The organism is Pseudomonas sp. RGM2987, assembly GCF_022952855.1.
GTDB lineage: Bacteria > Pseudomonadota > Gammaproteobacteria > Pseudomonadales > Pseudomonadaceae > Aquipseudomonas.
Map to the genome: position 1 here is coordinate 13,260 of NZ_JALJDX010000179.1, position 18,480 is coordinate 31,739.

Below are 18,480 nucleotides of genomic sequence, written 5' to 3' on the forward strand. Positions count from 1 at the left end.
GTTCAGTCCTCCGAACAATGCGGTTCCATATTGGCCAACGTGTCGAGATACACCCTGGCCTGCTCGCGCAGATCGTCTTCGGCGGCCTGTTCGAGCACGTATTCGAAACACAGCCGGGCCTTGCCGATCTTGCCCAGGGCCAGATGGCACTGGCCGGTGTAGAGCATTGGCCGGTAGTCGTTCTTGCCCTGGGCAAACGCAATCGCATACAGGTCGATGGCCTTCTGGTGGTTCTGCTTGAGCTGGTGCACCGCGGCCAGTCCCATCCAGTAATGGCTGTTGTAAAAGTCGTAGATGCACAGGAAGTGGAAGAACTTCTCCGCATCGTCCAGCCGGCCCTGTTCGTAGAACTGGAAGGCGAAGGCATACAGGCCGTCCATATGGTCGTCACTGAGACCCTGCACATCCTTCAACGCCGCGCCACCCAGCACCGCGTCCACGACCTCCAGCGCCACCTGCTCGTCTTGTTTGTTGTTGCGACTCATCGGCCACACTCCTGAAAAAATGCCAGCTTCGCTGACCCGTGCATTGAGCCAAAAACGCAGCCAGCCACGCTGCCAAATAGCGCTCATCCACCTTGGCACCACCACTGTCGAACACTGTTTTTGTGGCGAGGGAGCTTGCTCCCGCTGGGCTGCACAGCAGCCCTCGTTGTGACTCACTCAATCAATCTGACCCACCGCGCCGCCAGTTATAAGGGCCGCTGCACGGCCCAGCGGGAGCAAGCTCCCTCGCCACGGGGGTGGTGCAAGTTCCAGTCCCCGTCGTCCCTTCTTTTGATCACGCCTGTTCGACCTGCTCCAGCCAGATCAGCAGGCGCAGCACCTCTTCGACTTCCTGCACCTGGAGAAAGCTGTAGCGCTGGTGGGTTTTGAAGATGCGGCGGGCCAGCGCAATGTCGTGGATCACCGGTACGCCGACTTCCCTGGCATACGCCCGCACAGCCAGGGCGCGCTGGTTGGTTTCCATCAGGGAGATGAACGGCAGTACGCTGATTTCCGGGCGGAAGTACACGCCGATGGCGATGTGGGTCGGGTTGGCGATGATCATGCGTGAGTTGCGCACGTCGGATTTGACCTGCTCCGACAACAGCTCCCTGTGCAGGTCGCGGCGGCGTCCCTTGATCTCCGGGTTGCCGTCCTGCTCCTTGTGTTCACGCTTGACCGAGTCCTTGTCCATCATCTGGTCTTTCATGAACAACCAGTACTCGCTGAGCGCATCGAGCACGACGATCAGCAGGACGCACCCGAGGAAGGCCAGCACCAGTACCAGCAGCAAATGCCCCCAGATCTCGAACAGCGCCGCTGGCTGGGCGAACAGTTGGGCGAACAGCAATTGCCGCTGGGTGACCCAGACGATCCACAGCGCCAGGGCAAAACTGCCCAGGTACAACAGGGCCTTGAGCGTGTCCTTGACCGTGCGCAGGCTGAACAGCTTCTTGAAGCCATTGATCGGGTTCAATGCGCCGAAATTCAGTTTCAGCGCTTCACTGGCTAACGCAAAACCGCTTTGCAGCAGCGCCGGCAGCGCACTGGTCAAGGCGCACACCAGCAGCAACGGCAGCAGCGCCTTGAGCCCGACCAGCACCAGCATCACCGAGTAGGCTTGCAGGTCAGCGTCAAAGTCGCTGGCGATGATCCGCCGGTAGACCTGCATGACGTCACCCAATGAACTGTTGAACACCATGTAGCTGATGCCGCACAGGGTCAGGCAGGTGATGACCAGGTCCTTGGCCTTGAACGTCTGGCCTTTGCGTGCGGCATCCCTGAGTCGCTTGGCGGTGGGTTTTTCAGTCTTCGAGGCGCTGGACGACATGCCCGTCCTCCCCACTGCCCAGATAATCGGCCAACGCACCGGAGGTGGCGCCCATGCGCAGGACTTCATCCGGCAGGTGCACGCCGAAATACAGCATCAGCACCAGCAGCGCCACCAGGCTCTTGACGGTCAGCGATACGGAGAAGGCGTTCATCTGTGGCGCATAGCGCGACAGCAAGCCGAGCAATGCCTCGCTGATCAGCAACGCCGCCACCACCGGCGCGCTGATCACCAGCGTCTTGCCCACCAGCCCGTCGAGCAAGCCCTGCAAGGCGGCCAGGTGCAGCTCGCAGCCCTGCGCCGGCGAACAGATCTGGTAGCTGCGGGCGACGGTCTCGAGCATCAACAGCATGCCGCCGCCTTCGAGATACACCGCCGCCGCGAACAACTGGAGAAAATTCGCCAGCTCTGAAGTGTCGACGCCGTTGGCCGGATCCACCGTGCTGCTGAGCATGGCCCCGCGCTGGTTGTCGATCAGGTTGCCCATGCCATGCAACACCCAGAACGGCCAGCACAACAGGGTTCCAAGCAGCACGCCGATACTCGCCTCGCGCAGCACCAGACCGAGGAACGCCATGGGGTCGAGGGCCGGCAACGGCAGGTCGACGTACCGCCAGAACCCCAGCGCGACCAGCACCATCACCGCCTGTCGTACGACTCCGGTCAGCACGCTGCTGTTGAGAAACGGCAACATGAAAAAGATCGGCGCCAGCCGCGCCACGCCCAGCATGGCCGCAGCAAACCAGGCATAGAGATCGAAAAACAACGTCACCGACATCGTCTAGCCCAGCGCCAGGCGGATGACTTCACGGCTGAAATCCAGCAGGGTCTCGCCGTACCAGCCCGAGAGCAAAAACAGGCACGCGGCCACCGCCACCAGCTTGAAACCAAACGGCAGTGTCTGCTCCTGCAACTGGGTCACGGTCTGGATCAACCCGACCACCAGGCCGACCACCGTGGCGACAATGATCGGCCACGCCACCATCAGCAGGATCAGGTACAGCGTCTTGTTGCCGGCATACACCAGTTCGTTCATCGCGTGCGCCTACACCAGGGTCAGGTATTGCTTGACCAGACCGGTGGACAACAGCGCCCAACCATCCAGCGCGACAAACAGCACCAGTTTGATCGGCACCGAGATGATCACCGGACTCATCATCATCATGCCCAGCGCCAGCAGAATGCTGGAGATCACCAGATCGACAATCACAAAAGGCAGGTACAGGTAGAAACCGATCTTGAAGGCGCTCTTGATCTCACTCAGCGCATAAGCCGGCAGCAGCGCAAACAGGGACGGCGACAGCTGTTCATCCTCGGGCAAGCCGAGGTCTTCTTCGCCTTGAAACGCCTGGGCCCGCTCGAAAAACAGCGCCAGCTCCGGGTCGGTGTACTTGCGCAGATAATCCTTGTAGCTGCCCAGGCCGTTCTCGGCGAAATCCACCACCGACTCGATGTCGGTAAAGTTCACCGCCTCGGTCTTGTAGTAGTCATGGCCCTGCTTGACCACCGGCGTCATGACGAACACTGCGAGCATCAGGGCAATCGCATTGAGCGCCATGTTCGAAGGCACCTGTTGCAAGCCCAACGCATTGCGCACGATGACGAACACAATGGAAAACTTGAGGTAGCAGGTGCCCGCCGCCACCAGGAACGGCAACAGCGAGGCGAACGCCAGCAGCGCGATCAACGAGACGTCATTCACCGGCGCTGCTCCGATAGACCTTCAGCAGCTCGACGCCCAGTTGCCCGTCCAGCTGCACCAGTTCGCCCTGGGCGACAGACTTGCCGTTGGCGCGGACTTCGATGTGTTGCGCGGCATCCTCCGGCAACGGGATCAACTGCCCGGCGATGATTTGCGCCAGGCTGGCGAGATCGACTTCGTGGGTCGCCAGCACGAACTCCAGACGCACCGGCAGGCTGCCCAAGTCGATATCGACCGTCGGCGGCGGCGCCCCTTCAGGACTGGCATCGCTCGATTGCATGTGTAGACCCTCTTGAGTAAAGGTGAAGACGCCGAGGCATCGCTCGGCCAACAGACAGTGGCGGGTTTGCTGCTGGATGCGCAGGACATCGCCCTCGGCCAGGCGTATTCGATCCGCAACGCTCAGCTGACTGGCGCCCAGGATCAGCACCAGGCGCATCGGCACGCTGTTCAACCACGGATCGAGCTTCAGGGGCGCGGGCGTCGCGACCGGGATTGGTAACCGCGTCAGCCAGAGCCTGCCCCGGGACGTTTGGAGCCAGGGCACTTCGTGAGTCGGCAGTTGCGTCGGGGCCACCGGTTCGATGTCCGACAGCCTGCTGTAACGCAACTCGTCCACCGCCAACGGCAATGGTCTTGCCACCGTGCGAAACAACTCGACGATGCTTGGCAATGGGCATTCGCGCAGTAGCAACGAATGCAGCGCCGGCAACGATTGATGCAGCCAATCCCGCGCCATGACCAACCCATGCCAGCACCCGCTATCGCCCTCGGCGCAGAACCGCAAGTAACCGGGTCGCACCGGCAGCGTGCCCAAACCGGCGTCATTGCCGGCATGCCGCCAGCGTTGGATGGCCTGGGCATGCGCGTGAGCCAAAGGATCGACCCGGCGCAGCTTCAATTCACTCATGGGAAGGACCCGGCCTGTTCATCCGGGTCCTCATCCGGTGGCTGGCGGGCGCCGTGGCGCGACTGCTCGCCATCACGCTCTGCCAGGCGCCAGGCGGGCTCGCGAGCTTGCGCGAAAGGTTCCCTGAGTTGTTCCAGGACCTGGGCATTGCTGGGGCTGAGGGTCAGGTTCCGGGGGGGCTCCTCGACGGCCCGACTGATTGTCACCTGACCGCTGGCGAGCCCATTGTCGAACGGTACTTGCAGCCATCCGCGCCCTGGCGTGGGCAACGTCTCGGCCATGGGTTCGAGCGGTTGCGCCAGAGACATCGCGGGAGACGTGACGACGGCGGATACAACCGACCGCGCATGGCGCCCCCCCGGGAAACTCGCCGGCGCTTGGGGCAAAGGCTCATCGACGCCGGGCGATAACCGCACCTGTGTATCGCTCGACAAATCCAACGGCATTGGTTCAGACAGCACCGAAGATGGCGTTGTTTTTTCGCCGATGGAAAAGGCAAGGTCCAAGCGTTGCGGCACCGGCGGCTGCATCCACTGATCGACCGGCAAGCCTGCTGACGGAACAGGGACAGGCTTCACGCCCGAGGCACTCGGTCGCGCCCCATCGGGCTCGGCGTTCTCTGTCCCCTGAGCACTGCTCGTCGAAGGCCAGGCTAGTGCAGCAGCGGCTTGCAGCGCGGCCCGATGCGGTCGAATCAGCGCAACCACCAGGTCCAACACGCCTTGTGGCAATTGATCCTCCTGCGCCGGGACCAGCTTGTCGTGCAACTCATCCATCGGGTCATCATCGACCGGGTCCAGGGCCTGGACCGGTCGAGCCGTCAGCGGAGACAACTCTTTCATCGCCGCACCCTCATCATCTCTTCCAACTCCCGTTCTTCCCGGCGAACCGCCTCGAGTCGTTGCAGGCGCAACGCCTGTCGGACCGCGTGTTCGTACTTGTCGTGTTTTCGCTGCACCTCATGCAGTTGTTCACGCAACTGCAGCACGTGCTGTTCAACGGCCCGATATCGCTGATCCACCCGGTCACGCTCGACGCGCAACAGGTCGATCCGTCGGCGAATGACTGCCTGGGTCCGCAATAGCGCCAGCAGTTGTCCGTGGTCCAGCACGCAATCGGTGGCCCGGTGACTTGCCAACAAGCGTTGCAACGCCGCCTCCTGTTCGTCGAAGCCAGAGCGTTCCAGCAGCAGCGGCTGCAACTGCTGCCGGGCACGCAATACAGCCTGTTCGCCGCGCTGGCAACGCAAGTGACTGAACGCCAACAGGCGCCGCCGCTCAGCCAGCGAGTTCATGCAGCCTGCGCAAGGTTTCGTCCAGCTCACAACGTTCGCTGGTTGGCTGGCGCAGCCATTGATCGAGGGCTTCGCGACGCTGCATTGCCTGGTCGTTGGCGGCGTCGACGCCCGGGCTGTACTCACCCATGTCGAGGAAAACCTGCAGCTGTTCCAGACGCGCCAGCAGCGCTCGGGTCGACGCCGCCAGTTGCTGGACCTGTGGCGTGGTGACCTGCGTTGCCACGCGGCTGACGCTGCGCAACACGTCAATAGCCGGGTAATGCCCTTTGGCCGCCAGGGCGCGGCTGAGGTAGACGTGGCCGTCGAGAATCGAGCGGATTTCCTCGGCAATCGGGTCCGGCTCATCGTCACTTTCCAACAGGATGGTGTACCAGGCCGTGATACTCCCCGAAGCCGTCACTCCAGGTCGCTCCAGCAAGCGCGGCAAGGCATCGAACACCGAGGCCGGATAGCCGCGCCGCGCCGGCGCCTCGCCGGCCGCCAGGGCCAGGTCGCGGCGGGCGCGGGCGTAGCGGGTCAAGGAGTCGAGCAACAACACCACGCGCCGCCCCTGATCGCGAAAATATTCGGCGATGGTGGTGGCTTGCAGCGCCGCATTGCAGCGATCCACCGAGGAAAAATCCGATGTCGCGTACACCACCACGCAGCGCCCACGCTTAGGCGACTGACGCAGGCGCGCGATGAACTCGGTCACCTCACGCCCGCGCTCGCCAATCAGGCCGATCACGAACACCTCGGCGTCGGTGTGCTCGATCAGCATGTCGATCAAGGTGGTCTTGCCGGAACCGGCAGCGGCGAAAATGCCGATGCGCTGGCCAACGCCGCAGGTCAGCAAGCCGTCGATGACCCGTATGCCGGTGTGCAAGGCCTCGGCCACCGGCCGCCGCTGCTGGTAAGACGGCGGGTCGGCGTCCACCGGACAGTCCCGTTGCGCGACCGCCGTCGACGGCGCCAAGCGCTCGACCACCGTGCCCTGGGGATCAACCACGCTGCCGAGCAAGGCGTCGCTGCAAGTCAGTTGCAGGGTTGCGCCGGTGGGCACGATCATCGATTCCCGGGACAAACCCTTGGCATCGCCGAGCAGACTGAGCAGGACTGACCCAGGCTTGAAACCGATCACCTGGGCCCTGGCCGTCACCTCGGGCAAATGCCAGTGGCGACGCACTTCACAGACCTCACCGACCACCACGTTCGTCAATGCCGCTTCGATCAATGGGCCACTCAGGCGCAAGGGATGGGCGCCGTATCGTTCCAATACGAGTGGGATATCCGGAGGCGTCATCGGCACATACTCCCTAGAGCGTCTTGATGACATTGACCGAAACCGTCTCGCTGATCTCGCCGAACGACATCACGTCCAGCTCGCGGAAACGTCCCTCGACCAGCTTCTTGATGTAGCGCCGCACATCCACCGAACACAGCAGCACCAGGTCCTTGTGGGCGATGTGCACGCTGTCGAGGCCGACACTGAGGCGGTCCATCAACTCTTCCGATTCGGCCGGCTCCAGGTTGAGGAAACTGCCGCCGGAGGTCTGGCGAATACCCCGGCGCACCACCTCTTCGAATTCCGGCGACAGCAGCAGGACCCGCAGGTCGTTGCCCTGGGCAAACTTGTTGCTGATGTAGCGGGCCATGGCGCCGCGCACATGCTCGACCAGCGCCAGCACGTCCTTTTCCCGGGAGGCCCAGTGGGCCAGCGACTCGAGGATCAGTTTCATGTTGCGCACGGAAATGCGCTCGCTGATCAGCCGTTGCAGTACTTCGGCGATCTTCTGCACCGTGACGTGGCGATACACTTCCTTGAGCAGGTCCGGGTAGCGCGTTTCCATTTCATCGAGCAGTTGCTTGGTTTCCTGCACGCCGAAAAACTCGCGGATATTGCGCGCCAGCAACGTGACCAGGCAGCGATAGCATTCCTCATCGGCCGGGCGCAGGTGATAGCCCAGTTGCTGCACCCGCTCGCGGTCGGCCGCGCTGACCCAGACGCCACTTTGGCGATTGCTGTCGCTGCCGCGCACCAGGGCAAAACCCAGTGGCTCAAGCTCAGGGGAATAATCCAGCAGCCGCCAGTGCTCGAAGTGGATATCGAACTGCTCGGCGCGCACCTCATTGATCAACACCGCCACCTGATGAGCCGGCAGCGCCTCGCTGGCCCGCAGTCGCGGCTCGGGAATGCGCAGGCCGTAATCGACGAAGAACTGGCTGCGAAAGCGCGCGGCCCAGCGCTGCGTTTCCAGCGCCGGCAATCGCGCGCTGGGAACCAGCAGCATTAACGCGATGGTTTCCGTGGCAATGTTGTCGACGTCCTCGAGCAAGCCCGACTCGTTCTGCGCCGTGTCCTGTCCGGCCGGTTCGGCACGGCTTTCGCCCGTACCCTGGCGCAAGCCCCTGCGCTGGCGCACAAACACCACCAGCCCCAGCACGCTGGCAATCGACAGAAAGGTCAACAACGGAAACCCCGGCAGCAGGCCGACGCCCACCGCCAGCAACGCAGTGACGCCAAGGACGAACGGGTTGCCGAGCATCTGCGTGAGCATGTTGCGCCCCAGGTTGCTGTCGTCGCCATTGACCCGGGTGACGATGAAACCGGCACCGATGGCGATCAGCAGCGCCGGAATCTGCGCCACCAGCCCATCGCCGATGGTCAACAGCGTGTAGGTCGACAAGGCCGTGGACAGGTCCATGCCCAACTGCCCGACACCGATGGCCATGCCGCCGATGAAATTGACGAAGATGATGATGATGCCGGCGATGGCATCGCCCTTGATGAATTTCATCGCGCCGTCGAACGAGCCGTACAGCTGGCTTTCGCGCTCCAGCACGCTGCGCTTTTCCCGGGCCTGGGCCGCATCGATGGCGCCGGCCTTGAGGTCGCCGTCGATGCTCATCTGCTTGCCCGGCATGCCGTCCAGGGAGAAACGCGCCGCGACTTCGGCGACCCGTTCCGAGCCTTTGGTGATGACGATGAACTGGACGATGGTGACGATGGAAAAAATCACGAAGCCGACCACCAGGCTTTCGCCGATCACGAAGTCACCGAACGAGGCGATGATCTCGCCGGCATCGGCCTGGCTGAGGATCAAGCGACTGGTGCTGATCGACAGCGCCAGGCGAAACAGCGTGGTCAGCAACAGCAAGGCCGGGAAGGTCGAGTAGCTGAGGATCCGCTCGATGTAGAACGAACCCATGAACACCAGCAGCGAAATGACGATGTTGAGGCCGATGAGAAAATCCACCAGCACCGTTGGCAGAGGGATGATCAGCATGGCGATGATCATCACCATCAAGCTCAGGATCAGCAGCTCCGGGCGCGCGCCGACGCTGCGCAAAAACACGTTGAGCATTCAGACAGCCCTGCGCGACAACATCATGAACCAGCGCCGGCGCGACGCCGGTCGATGCTTTCGTGGGCATAAGCCACGTCCGCCAGGCGCGTGAACTGCTCGGCCAGGCGCAACGGTGCCTGTTCATCGACAAACAACGACGGCGGCAATTGCAGGCAGAGGCGGCGCAGGGTCTGCAACAACATCGAGCGCTGACGATGGGAACTGAGCAGCATCCGTTCCCCCAGCGCACCGAGCAGCAGTTGGTCGAGTTCATCCGGGTAGGTCAGTACGCCGCACAGGAACACCAGCCAGTCGGGTTCAAAGGGGTTGTGCTGACAAATGAGCGCATCGCCGAGCAGCGCGCCGATAAACAGTTCGTCGGCGGAGCGCAGGCGCTTGAGGTCGGTCACCCGGCTCAACAGCTGACCGAATTCGGCCCGTGAGCAACTGGGATCCTGGGCGCAAATATCGGTGAGCAGCGCGGCTTCGACGAAGGCCAGTACGTTCATGCGTTGGGGCGGGCCGTACAGGGCGATCCAGTCCTGATAACAACTGAGCGGCCCCTCGTCGGACTCGAGGAAATCCCGGTAGGTCTCACGCAGCAGGCCGGCCCGCACCGCCATGCTCGCACCGAACATCCTGGCCTTGAGCGCCGCGTTGATCCCGGCGTTCAGGCGCTTGGGCGAAGCTTGGGCGACCACGGTCTGCAACAGCGTTTCAAGGCGCTGGCGGGTGGCGGTTTCCAGTTGGCGACGGCGCAGCAATTCTCGCAGCACCAGCGCCAGGTCGCTGTCATCGGGGAACAGCTGGCGGGCCATCTGCAGCAGCCAGGCAATGGGTCTGTCCGCCAGTCGAGCCAGGCTCAGCACCTGCCGTGCCTTGGGCAGGGTGTCGTCTTCCAGCACTCTTTCGAAGGTCTCGGTCAGCGCGTCGGTCTTCTGCTCGAACAGCCGTCGGCCACGAAATTGGGTCAGGGCCGCCGACAGCTCGTCACTGATCTGCACGATGCGCTGGGCCACGGCGGCGGTCGTGCTGTCGTCCAGCACGGTGTCGGCAGCCGCTTGCGGTTGTGGATGCTCGGCGGCCTTCTCGGCATTCAGCCGCGCCTGGGCGGCCCGGCCGCCGCTGGAAATCGGTGGCAGGATCATGGGGCTGACATCCGGAAATAAGAACGGCGCAAGCGCTCGTGTTGCTCGGGGGTCAGCAACGACCCGCCGTTTCCAGGCAAGTTCGGCTCCAGGGCTTCGAGAATTTCCTTGGGCTGGATCAGGAACACCCGCACCGTGTTGGCCGAGCGATCCTGGCGGTAGCTGAACAAGCGCCCGAGCCAGGGAATCGAACCCAACACCGGTACGCGGCCAATCTGCTCGCCGTGGTCGTCGCGGGTGAAACCGCCCACCAACAGACTCTTGCCCTGGGGCACCCTGGCCACGGTGCTGATACGCGTGCGCCCTACCGTCGGCAACGCACCCTGGCGCTCGCCCTGCCCCGGGTTCTCGACCTCGTTGCCGTCCTCGATATTGAGCGACATCTCGATCTCATCCGCCTGGGCGAACCGTGGCAGCACGCTCACCAGCGTGCCGTAGGTCACGTGTTGCAGGTCGACGCTGCGCTCGCCCACCAACGGCGCGTAGAACGTGCGGTTGTTGTCGAAGATCGCCGGCACGTTCTCTTGGGTCAGGATGACTGGTCGCGAGACCACGTTGGCGCGCTGGGTGCGCTCCAGCGCCAGGACCCGGGTGACGAACGAAGCACCATCGAGGGTGGTGGTCGAACCGGCGTTGAGCGAAGCGCTGAAGCTGCCGCCGGATTTCACTGCGCCTTGCCAGTTGATGCCCAACTGGTTGAGTTCATCCTTGTGCAGATCGATGATCCACAGCGACAGCTCGACGTGTCGTTTCGAGGTGTCCAGCGCGCTCACCAGGTTCTCGATGAAGCGCACCTGCTCCGGCAACCCCTTGACCAACAGGCTGTTGGTGTCCGGGTAGGCCACCACCCGGATGTTGCCGGCGGCGACTTCTCGGGCAATCACCCGGGGCGCGGTCGGGTCCTGTTCCGAAGCGCTGCTCGTCAGGCCTTCCAGGGGAAAAACCGGCATCGACCCCCGAGATCGCGGAGCAGGAGCTTGCGCCACCAACGGTTCGACCGATTGTTTCTCGCCGCGCAACAGCTCCTCAATCACCGTTGCCAAGCCGGGAATGGTCACCTTGTCATCGCGCAGTTCGTATCGGCGATCACTGACAAAGGTGTTGCGCACCTGGATCACGCCGATCTGCTGCCTGCCCAGCAGCAGTTCCGAACGCTGGTTATCCATCAACTGCGCAGCTTGCAGCACGATGTCGACATAGATCGGCGGCCCGGACACGTGAAAGGTGCGCAAGCCGTCGTTGCGCAGCGGATAGCGCGTGTCGTGCAGCCCCGACTGTTGCAGGAAAGCCAGCAGCCTGGCCACGGTCAGGGTCTGCAAGGACGCCATCGAGCTTTTGATTTCCGCGGCGTCATACAGGTAGATCGCCTGGCCGTCGCTGTACCAGATCAGCCCCATCCGGGCGCTGACCCGTTCGAAGGTCTGTTGCGGCGAGCGCAGGTCGAACGTGCCGCCGATCCGCTTGACCGCTGCGCCCTTGCTGACGATCACCGGCTTGCCGAGGGAGGCGGACAGCTCGCTGAAAAAGGTTCGTGCGCTCTGCTCGCGGGCTTCGAAGGTATACACATCAGCCTGCGCGACGACGGGGACGAGCAGCCATGAAATGAGCAGGAAAATCCATCGACGGCCCATCGAGTCACTTGCCCGGCAAGTAGGTGATGTCCGCCAGGCTGCTGGGCGCAAAGCCCACCAGTTCACGGACTTCCTTGGAGAAGTGCGACGAAGAGGCAAAGCCGAACTCCAGCGCCACGTCGGTCAGCGAGCCGTCCTCAAGACTCATGTTCAACAGCGCCTGGGCCGTGCGCCAGCCGCGCAAGGCTGGCTTGGCGGCACAGCCCAGGGCTTGTCGGCAGAGCCTGCGAAAATGCGAGACCGATACGCCATAGCGCCGGGCCAGGGCGTTGAGTTTTTCGCTGCGGGTGCCCTGTTCCAACAAAAACCGCACCAGCCCGTAGCTTTCGTGATGCCGCAACAGGTTGGCGAACCGGTGGTAGTCCGCTCCGGCGCCCATCGCTTGTTCGATGTACCAGCGTTCGAATCGCTCCGGGGACCGGACGACCTCATCCGCCACCGGCAGCATTGCCCAGGGCTCGACAGCCGCCCGCTGGTCGACGAAGGCATCGCTCATGTCGAGAAACGCCTGCAACTTCACCAGTGGTGCTTCGCACACTGATCGCGCGCTCAGCACTGCACCGTTGGCGTGCAGCCCATCCCTGAGCACCAGCAGCCCTTGCCAACCGGCCGGCAGGCAGTCGCTCAGGCCAGACCGTGCAGCGCCCAGTTGAACCGGGCGGGCGCCGACATGCAGATGCATCACGGGTGCGTGCAACTCAGGCAATGCCGTGGCACGAAATGAAGGTTCCTGCACAGCCGTCTCCTCTGCTGCGTGGCGATGGGAAGCGCCACAGGATGGAAGACCCAGCGCCTTGAATCCTGATGGAAAGCTGATCAGTCCGGGGGCTGGCATATGCCTTGCACCACTAAGGGTCATCGGCGCCCATCGCAATTGAGTGCCAGACTGTTCAAAGGACAACGGCGTCGTCATCCGGCCTTGCTCGGGCAACCGACCGGGTGCGGCGCTTTTTTATGTGGAAGGTGATGCGCGATGAATGAAGTTCCAGCCAACCCCCTGGCCTGGGTCCACGGCAGCGATGCCCCGGAAAAGAGCGCGGTCAACCTTGGCTTCATGGCCCTGAGTGACTGCGCCCCGCTGGTCGTGGCCGCCACCCAGGGCTTCGCCCAGCCCTACGGCCTGACCCTGAACCTCAAGCGCCAGAGTTCCTGGGCCAACCTGCGGGACAAGCTGGTCAGCGGTGAGATCGATGCCGCCCACAGCCTGTACGGCCTGATCTACGCCGTGCACCTGGGCATTGGTGGCGTGGCACCGACCGACATGGCCGTGCTGATGGGACTGAACCAGAACGGTCAGAGCATCAACCTGTCCCATGGCTTGCAGGCCCAGGGCGTGACCAGTCCTGAGGCACTGGAACGGCACGTGCACCAAACTCGCCCGAAACTGACCTTCGCCCAGACCTTCCCCACCGGCACCCACGCCATGTGGCTTTATTACTGGCTGGCGGCCCAGGGCATCCATCCGTTGTCGGATGTGGACAGTGTGGTGGTGCCGCCGCCGCAGATGATCGCGCACTTGCAGGCGGGTCGGATCGACGGTTTCTGCGTCGGCGAGCCCTGGTGCGCCAGTGCGGTCAAGCAGAACCTCGGTTTCACCCTGGCGACCACCCAGACCATCTGGCCCGATCACCCGGAGAAAGTCCTGGGCTGCACCCGCGCCTTTGTCGAGCAATACCCCAATACCGCCCGGGCGCTGGTGATGGCAATCCTAGAAGCCAGTCGCTTCATCGAGCAGAGCACCGAGAACCGCCGAAGCACCGCGCAACTGTTGAGCGCGCCCGAATACCTCGACGCGCCGCTCGATTGCATCGAACCGCGGCTGCTGGGGGTTTATGCCGATGGCCTGGGCAACAGTTGGCAGGATCCCCATGCCATGCGCTTTCATGGCAACGGCGAGGTGAACCTGCCGTACCTGTCCGACGGCATGTGGTTCATGACCCAATTCCGCCGCTGGGGCCTGCTGCGTGAAGATCCGGATTATCTGGCCGTGGCGCGGGACGTCCAGCAGCTCGAGCTTTATCGCCAAGCCTGCGCGGCGCTGGACATCGCCTCGCCACCCCAGGACATGCGCAGCAGCCAGTTGATCGATGGCACCACCTGGGACGGCTCGGACCCGGCCGGTTACGCCAAGAGCTTCAAACTGCACGCCTTGAGCGATGCGCCTGCCCTCTTCGCCAGCCGCTGACAGGAGCCCGACCATGCTGCGTATCCTGCTGATCAACGACACTGCGAAAAAAGTCGGTCGCCTCAAGGCCGCCCTGATTGAAGCCGGGTTCGAAGTGATCGACGAATCCGGCCTGACCATCGACCTGCCGGCGCGCGTCGAAACGGTGCGTCCGGACGTGATCCTGATCGATACCGAGTCACCCGGACGCGATGTGATGGAACAGGTTGTGCTGGTCAGCCGCGACCAGCCACGACCGATCGTCATGTTTACCGACGAGCACGACCCGGATGTCATGCGTCAGGCGATCAAGTCCGGCGTCAGCGCCTACATCGTCGAAGGCATCCACGCCGCGCGCCTGCAACCGATCCTCGATGTGGCCATGGCCCGCTTCGAAAGCGACCAGGCCCTGCGCGCCCAACTCCTGGCCCGCGACCAGCAACTGGCCGAACGCAAACGCATCGAACTGGCCAAGGGCATGCTGATGAAAATGAAGGAATGCAACGAGGAACAGGCCTACACCCTGATGCGCCGCCAGGCCATGAGCCGCCAGCAGAAACTGATCCAGGTGGCGGAGCAGATCATTGCCATGAATGAGTTGCTGGGCTGAAGACCCCGCAGCGCCTGGACTGGCGCCATCGCGAGCAGGCTCGCTCCCACAGGGGCGAGGGGTGACCGCAGCCCTCGTGTACACCACAAAATCCACTGTGGGAGCGGGCTTGCTCGCGAAGGCGGCTTCACATCCAACATCATCATCGACTGACCCACCGCTATCGCGAGCAAGCCTGCTCCCACGGGGTCCGGGGTAGCCGCAGCCCTCGTGTACACCACACATCCACTGTGGGAGCGGGCTTGCTCGCGAAGGCGGCTTCACATCCAACATCATCGACTGACCCACCGCTATCGCGAGCAGGCTCGCTCCCACAGGGTCCCAAGGTGACCGCAGCTCTTGTGCACACCACAAAATCCACTGTGGGAGCGAGCCTGCTCGCGATGGGCATCACACCGACTCCCCTGTTGGCACAGATCTCGCTTAACCAACACCACAGGTAACCAACGGCGGTTGCCCCACCTACGACAAAGACGTCGCACACCCTGCTCGCCCCGCTGGCGAACCGGGTTGCGGCGTTTTTTTGCTTTGGCCCCAACGTCCGGGGTCGGTGGGGTCGCCCCGAGCGGCGCACCACTTCGAAGCACTGACTCATTTCTCGAGACTTTTACTGAGGTGCGCGATGAATTCAAGCTTCTGGAAATCCGGCCATACCCCGACCCTGTTCGCGGCCTTCCTGTATTTCGACCTGAGTTTCATGGTCTGGTACCTGCTCGGTCCACTGGCGGTGCAGATCTCCGCCGACCTGCACCTGACCACCCAGCAACGCGGCCTGATGGTCGCCACGCCGATCCTCGCCGGCGCGGTGCTGCGCTTGTTCATGGGCCTGCTGGCCGATCGGATTTCGCCGAAAGCCGCCGGCATGGTGGGCCAGGTGATTGTGATCAGCGCGCTGTTCTGCGCTTGGAAACTGGGAATCCACAGCTATGAACAAGCACTGCTGCTGGGCCTGTTCCTGGGCATGGCCGGCGCCTCGTTCGCCGTGGCCCTGCCGCTGGCTTCCCAATGGTATCCGCCGCAGCACCAGGGCAAGGCCATGGGCATCGCCGGTGCCGGTAACTCGGGCACCGTGCTGGCCGCGCTGATCGCACCTGTGATGGCGGCGACCTTTGGCTGGAGCAACGTGTTCGGCTTCGCACTGATCCCGCTGATCCTGACCCTGGTGGTCTTTGCCTGGCTGGCGAAGAACGCTCCGGAGCGGCCGAAAGCCAAATCCATGGCCGACTACCTCAAGGCCCTGGGCGATCGTGACAGCTGGTGGTTCATGTTTTTCTACAGCGTGACCTTCGGCGGTTTCATCGGCCTGGCCAGCGCCCTGCCCGGCTACTTCAACGACCAGTACGGCCTGAGCCCGGTGACCGCCGGCTACTACACCGCCGCCTGCGTCTTCGGTGGCAGCCTGATGCGCCCATTGGGCGGCGCCCTGGCGGATCGTTTCGGCGGCATTCGTACCTTGTTGGGCATGTACACCGTCGCGGCAGTCTGCATCGCCGCCGTGGGCTTCAACCTGCCGAGTTCCTATGCGGCCCTGGCCTTGTTCGTCTGCACCATGCTCGGTCTGGGTGCGGGCAACGGCGCGGTGTTCCAGTTGGTGCCACAACGCTTCCGTCGCGAGATCGGCGTCATGACCGGGTTGATCGGCATGGCCGGCGGCATCGGCGGTTTCGCCCTGGCAGCAGGCATGGGCGCGATCAAGCAAAGCACCGGCAGCTATCAACTGGCGCTGTGGTTGTTCGCCAGCCTAGGTGTCCTGGCCTGGTTCGGCCTGTACGGCGTCAAGCGTCGCTGGAGAACCACCTGGGGTTCGGCTGCCGTCACCGCCGCCCGGGTATAAAGAGCGACCATGAGCCTGCAATTGAGTTTTGCCGAAGCCAGCGCCATCGGCCCGCGGGAGGAAAACCAGGACGCCCTGCGCCTGGTCACCCCGGCCCCGGCCCTGGCGGCCAGCAAGGGTTACCTGTTCGCCATCGCCGACGGCGTGAGCCAGTGCGCCGATGGCGGCCTGGCCGCCCGTTCGACCTTGCAGGCCCTGGCCCTGGACTACTACTCCACGCCGCAGACCTGGGGCGTGGCCCAGGCCCTGGACCGGTTGTTGCTGGCGCAGAACCGCTGGCTCCAGGCCAACGGCGGCGGGCAACCGCTGCTCACCACCGTCAGCGCCCTGGTGCTGCGGGGACGACGCTTCACCCTGGCCCACGTCGGCGATTGCCGGGTCTACCGCTGGCACGCCGATCAGCTGCAACGGGTCAGCGAGGACCACGTCTGGGAACAACCGGGCATGCAGCATGTGCTCAAGCGGGCCTTGGGCCTGGATCAACACCTGATCCTGGATTTCCTCGACGGTGAGCTGCGCGCCGACGAAACCTTCGTCCTGCTCAGCGATGGCGTCTGGGCGGTGCTGGGGGACACGGCCATCGCCGGCATCCTGCGCGACCAACCGGACCTCAACGTGGCAGCCCAGACCCTGGTTAACGCCGCGCACCTGGCCGGCAGCCAGGACAACGCCAGCGCGTTGCTCGTGCGGGTCGACGCCGTGGGTGAAGCGAGCATTGGTGATGCGCTGATCCAACTGCAGCAATGGCCCCTGCCCCCGACGCTGAAGCCTGGGCAGGTGTTCGAAGGCTGGCAGATCGAAGGCCTGCTTGGCCAGAGCCAGCAATCGCTGCTCTATCGGGTGCATGACGGCCAGGGCCAGCCCTGGTTGCTGAAAACCCTGCCGGGGCATCTGCGGGACGACACACAGGCCGGGCAGGCGTTGCTGTCGGAAGAATGGTTTCTCAAGCGGGTCGCGGGCCGGCAGTTTCCCGAGGTCCACGGTGTACCGCAGCGCCAGCATCTGTACTACGTGATGCGCGAGTACCCTGGCCAGACCCTGGCTGAACTGTTCGAACAGGCGGGTGCATTGCCGCTGGCGCAGTGGCAGGACCTGGCGCAACGGCTGGTGCGGGCGGTGGGCCTGTTGCATCGAAGGCAGATCTACCACCGTGACATCAAGCCGGACAACCTGCACCTGGGCGACGACGGCGAGTTGCGCCTGCTGGATTTCGGGCTGGCGTACTGCCCGGGGTTATCCGAGGACCAGGCGAACCTGTTGCCGGGCACCCCAAGCTATATCGCCCCGGAAGCCTTCGGCGGCAGCGCACCGACGGCGCAACAGGACCTGTATGCCGTTGGCGTGACCTTGTATTTCCTGCTGACCGGGCATTATCCCTACGGCGAGGTCGAAGCCTTCCAACGTCCGCGCTTTGGCGTGCCGGTCAGTGCCAACCGCTATCGCCCGGACCTGGCCGAATGGCTCGGGCAAAGCCTGGAGCGCGCGGTCGCAGCGGATCCGACGCAACGCTTTGAAACGGCCGAGGAATGGCTGTTGTTGCTGGAACAGGGCGAACGCCGCAGCTTGAGCGTACGGCCTCGGCCGCTGTTGGAGCGCGAGCCGCTGAAGGTCTGGCGGACGTTGGCGCTGGTGTCATTGCTGGTGAATCTGGTGCTGCTGTTTCTGGTGTTTCATTCATCCTGACCAACCGTGGCGAGGGAGCTTGCTCCCGCTGGACTGCGCAGCAGACCCAAAAACCTGCGACCGCTTCGCGCTCGAGCGGGAGCAAGCTCCCTCGCCACAAAAGCTTTTTTACCGGCCCGGCCACGCTCCATTACCGGGCAACACGCTTTGATTCAGTGCAATAAATTCTCCTCCAGCGCATTCAGCCGCCGTCATCCCCAATAAAACCGCACCCCAAAGCCACTTGGCACAACCACTGCATAACCTCTCTCACCATACATAAAGCAACGCCTCCAACGATGAAGGCGGTGCTTCCCGAGAGAACGGGACCAGGACAAAGGCGTCCTCGCTAGCACACTAGCGGGACGCCTTTTTTTGTTT

The 18,480-nt window shown here is 63.4% G+C and carries 17 protein-coding genes; 4 read left to right on the forward strand and 13 right to left on the reverse strand.

Annotated elements, in window-relative coordinates:
* Positions 1-2: 2 nt before the first annotated feature.
* From sicA to RGM2987_RS10635, 13 genes are all read right to left on the reverse strand, one after another.
* A complete protein-coding gene (sicA, locus tag RGM2987_RS10575; RefSeq protein ID WP_245140581.1) occupies positions 3-485 on the reverse strand; it encodes a type III secretion system translocator chaperone SicA in 483 nt (160 codons plus the stop codon).
* Between the two features lie 295 nt (positions 486-780).
* The gene (locus RGM2987_RS10580) at positions 781-1,815 is read right to left on the reverse strand and encodes an EscU/YscU/HrcU family type III secretion system export apparatus switch protein (RefSeq protein ID WP_245140583.1); all 1,035 of its coding nucleotides are present in this window, start codon (positions 1,813-1,815) and stop codon (positions 781-783) included.
* Complete coding sequence (sctT, locus tag RGM2987_RS10585; protein WP_245140584.1) at positions 1,790-2,593, reverse strand: type III secretion system export apparatus subunit SctT; 804 nt, start codon at positions 2,591-2,593, stop codon at positions 1,790-1,792. The genes RGM2987_RS10580 and sctT overlap by 26 nt, the downstream gene beginning before the upstream one ends.
* A 3-nt stretch (positions 2,594-2,596) precedes the next feature.
* Positions 2,597-2,851 carry an EscS/YscS/HrcS family type III secretion system export apparatus protein gene (locus RGM2987_RS10590; RefSeq protein WP_109751523.1) on the reverse strand — a complete coding sequence of 85 codons (255 nt, stop codon included), beginning with the start codon at positions 2,849-2,851 and terminating at the stop codon, positions 2,597-2,599.
* 9 nt (positions 2,852-2,860) lie between these two features.
* Positions 2,861-3,517, reverse strand: a complete 657-nt coding sequence (locus RGM2987_RS10595; protein WP_245140586.1) for an EscR/YscR/HrcR family type III secretion system export apparatus protein — start codon at positions 3,515-3,517, stop codon at positions 2,861-2,863.
* Positions 3,510-4,427, reverse strand: a complete 918-nt coding sequence (locus RGM2987_RS10600) for a FliM/FliN family flagellar motor switch protein (protein WP_245140589.1) — start codon at positions 4,425-4,427, stop codon at positions 3,510-3,512. The genes RGM2987_RS10595 and RGM2987_RS10600 overlap by 8 nt, the downstream gene beginning before the upstream one ends.
* Entirely contained in the window at positions 4,424-5,269 is an 846-nt protein-coding gene (locus RGM2987_RS10605) for a type III secretion effector protein (protein ID WP_245140591.1), read from the reverse strand. The genes RGM2987_RS10600 and RGM2987_RS10605 overlap by 4 nt, the downstream gene beginning before the upstream one ends.
* Positions 5,266-5,721 (reverse strand): type III secretion protein, encoded by a 456-nt coding sequence (locus RGM2987_RS10610; protein WP_245140594.1) that lies wholly within the window; start codon positions 5,719-5,721, stop codon positions 5,266-5,268. Before RGM2987_RS10610 ends, RGM2987_RS10605 begins: the two co-directional genes overlap by 4 nt.
* The gene (gene sctN / locus RGM2987_RS10615; RefSeq protein ID WP_348529633.1) at positions 5,705-6,991 is read right to left on the reverse strand and encodes a type III secretion system ATPase SctN; all 1,287 of its coding nucleotides are present in this window, start codon (positions 6,989-6,991) and stop codon (positions 5,705-5,707) included. Before sctN ends, RGM2987_RS10610 begins: the two co-directional genes overlap by 17 nt.
* Positions 6,992-7,019: 28 nt before the next feature.
* Positions 7,020-9,068: an EscV/YscV/HrcV family type III secretion system export apparatus protein gene (locus tag RGM2987_RS10620; RefSeq protein WP_245140599.1), complete on the reverse strand. Its 2,049-nt coding sequence runs from the start codon at positions 9,066-9,068 to the stop codon at positions 7,020-7,022.
* 23 nt (positions 9,069-9,091) lie between these two features.
* On the reverse strand, positions 9,092-10,198 hold the full coding sequence (sctW, locus tag RGM2987_RS10625) for a type III secretion system gatekeeper subunit SctW (RefSeq protein WP_245140602.1): 1,107 nt from the start codon (positions 10,196-10,198) through the stop codon (positions 9,092-9,094).
* Positions 10,195-11,829 (reverse strand): type III secretion system outer membrane ring subunit SctC, encoded by a 1,635-nt coding sequence (gene sctC / locus RGM2987_RS10630; RefSeq protein ID WP_245140604.1) that lies wholly within the window; start codon positions 11,827-11,829, stop codon positions 10,195-10,197. Before sctC ends, sctW begins: the two co-directional genes overlap by 4 nt.
* 4 nt (positions 11,830-11,833) lie before the next feature.
* Positions 11,834-12,565 (reverse strand): helix-turn-helix domain-containing protein, encoded by a 732-nt coding sequence (locus RGM2987_RS10635; protein ID WP_245140608.1) that lies wholly within the window; start codon positions 12,563-12,565, stop codon positions 11,834-11,836.
* A 237-nt stretch (positions 12,566-12,802) separates the two neighbouring features.
* On the opposite strand from RGM2987_RS10635, the gene RGM2987_RS10640 reads away from it, so the two are divergent.
* From RGM2987_RS10640 to RGM2987_RS10655, 4 genes are all read left to right on the forward strand, one after another.
* Positions 12,803-14,014, forward strand: coding sequence for a CmpA/NrtA family ABC transporter substrate-binding protein (locus tag RGM2987_RS10640; protein ID WP_245140610.1), 1,212 nt, complete (start codon positions 12,803-12,805; stop codon positions 14,012-14,014).
* A 13-nt stretch (positions 14,015-14,027) separates the two neighbouring features.
* Positions 14,028-14,603, forward strand: a complete 576-nt coding sequence (locus RGM2987_RS10645; protein ID WP_025212689.1) for an ANTAR domain-containing protein — start codon at positions 14,028-14,030, stop codon at positions 14,601-14,603.
* A 622-nt stretch (positions 14,604-15,225) separates the two neighbouring features.
* Positions 15,226-16,437, forward strand: coding sequence for a nitrate/nitrite transporter (locus RGM2987_RS10650; RefSeq protein WP_245140612.1), 1,212 nt, complete (start codon positions 15,226-15,228; stop codon positions 16,435-16,437).
* A 9-nt stretch (positions 16,438-16,446) separates the two neighbouring features.
* Positions 16,447-18,120 carry a bifunctional protein-serine/threonine kinase/phosphatase gene (locus tag RGM2987_RS10655; protein WP_245140614.1) on the forward strand — a complete coding sequence of 558 codons (1,674 nt, stop codon included), beginning with the start codon at positions 16,447-16,449 and terminating at the stop codon, positions 18,118-18,120.
* Positions 18,121-18,480: the final 360 nt, after the last annotated feature.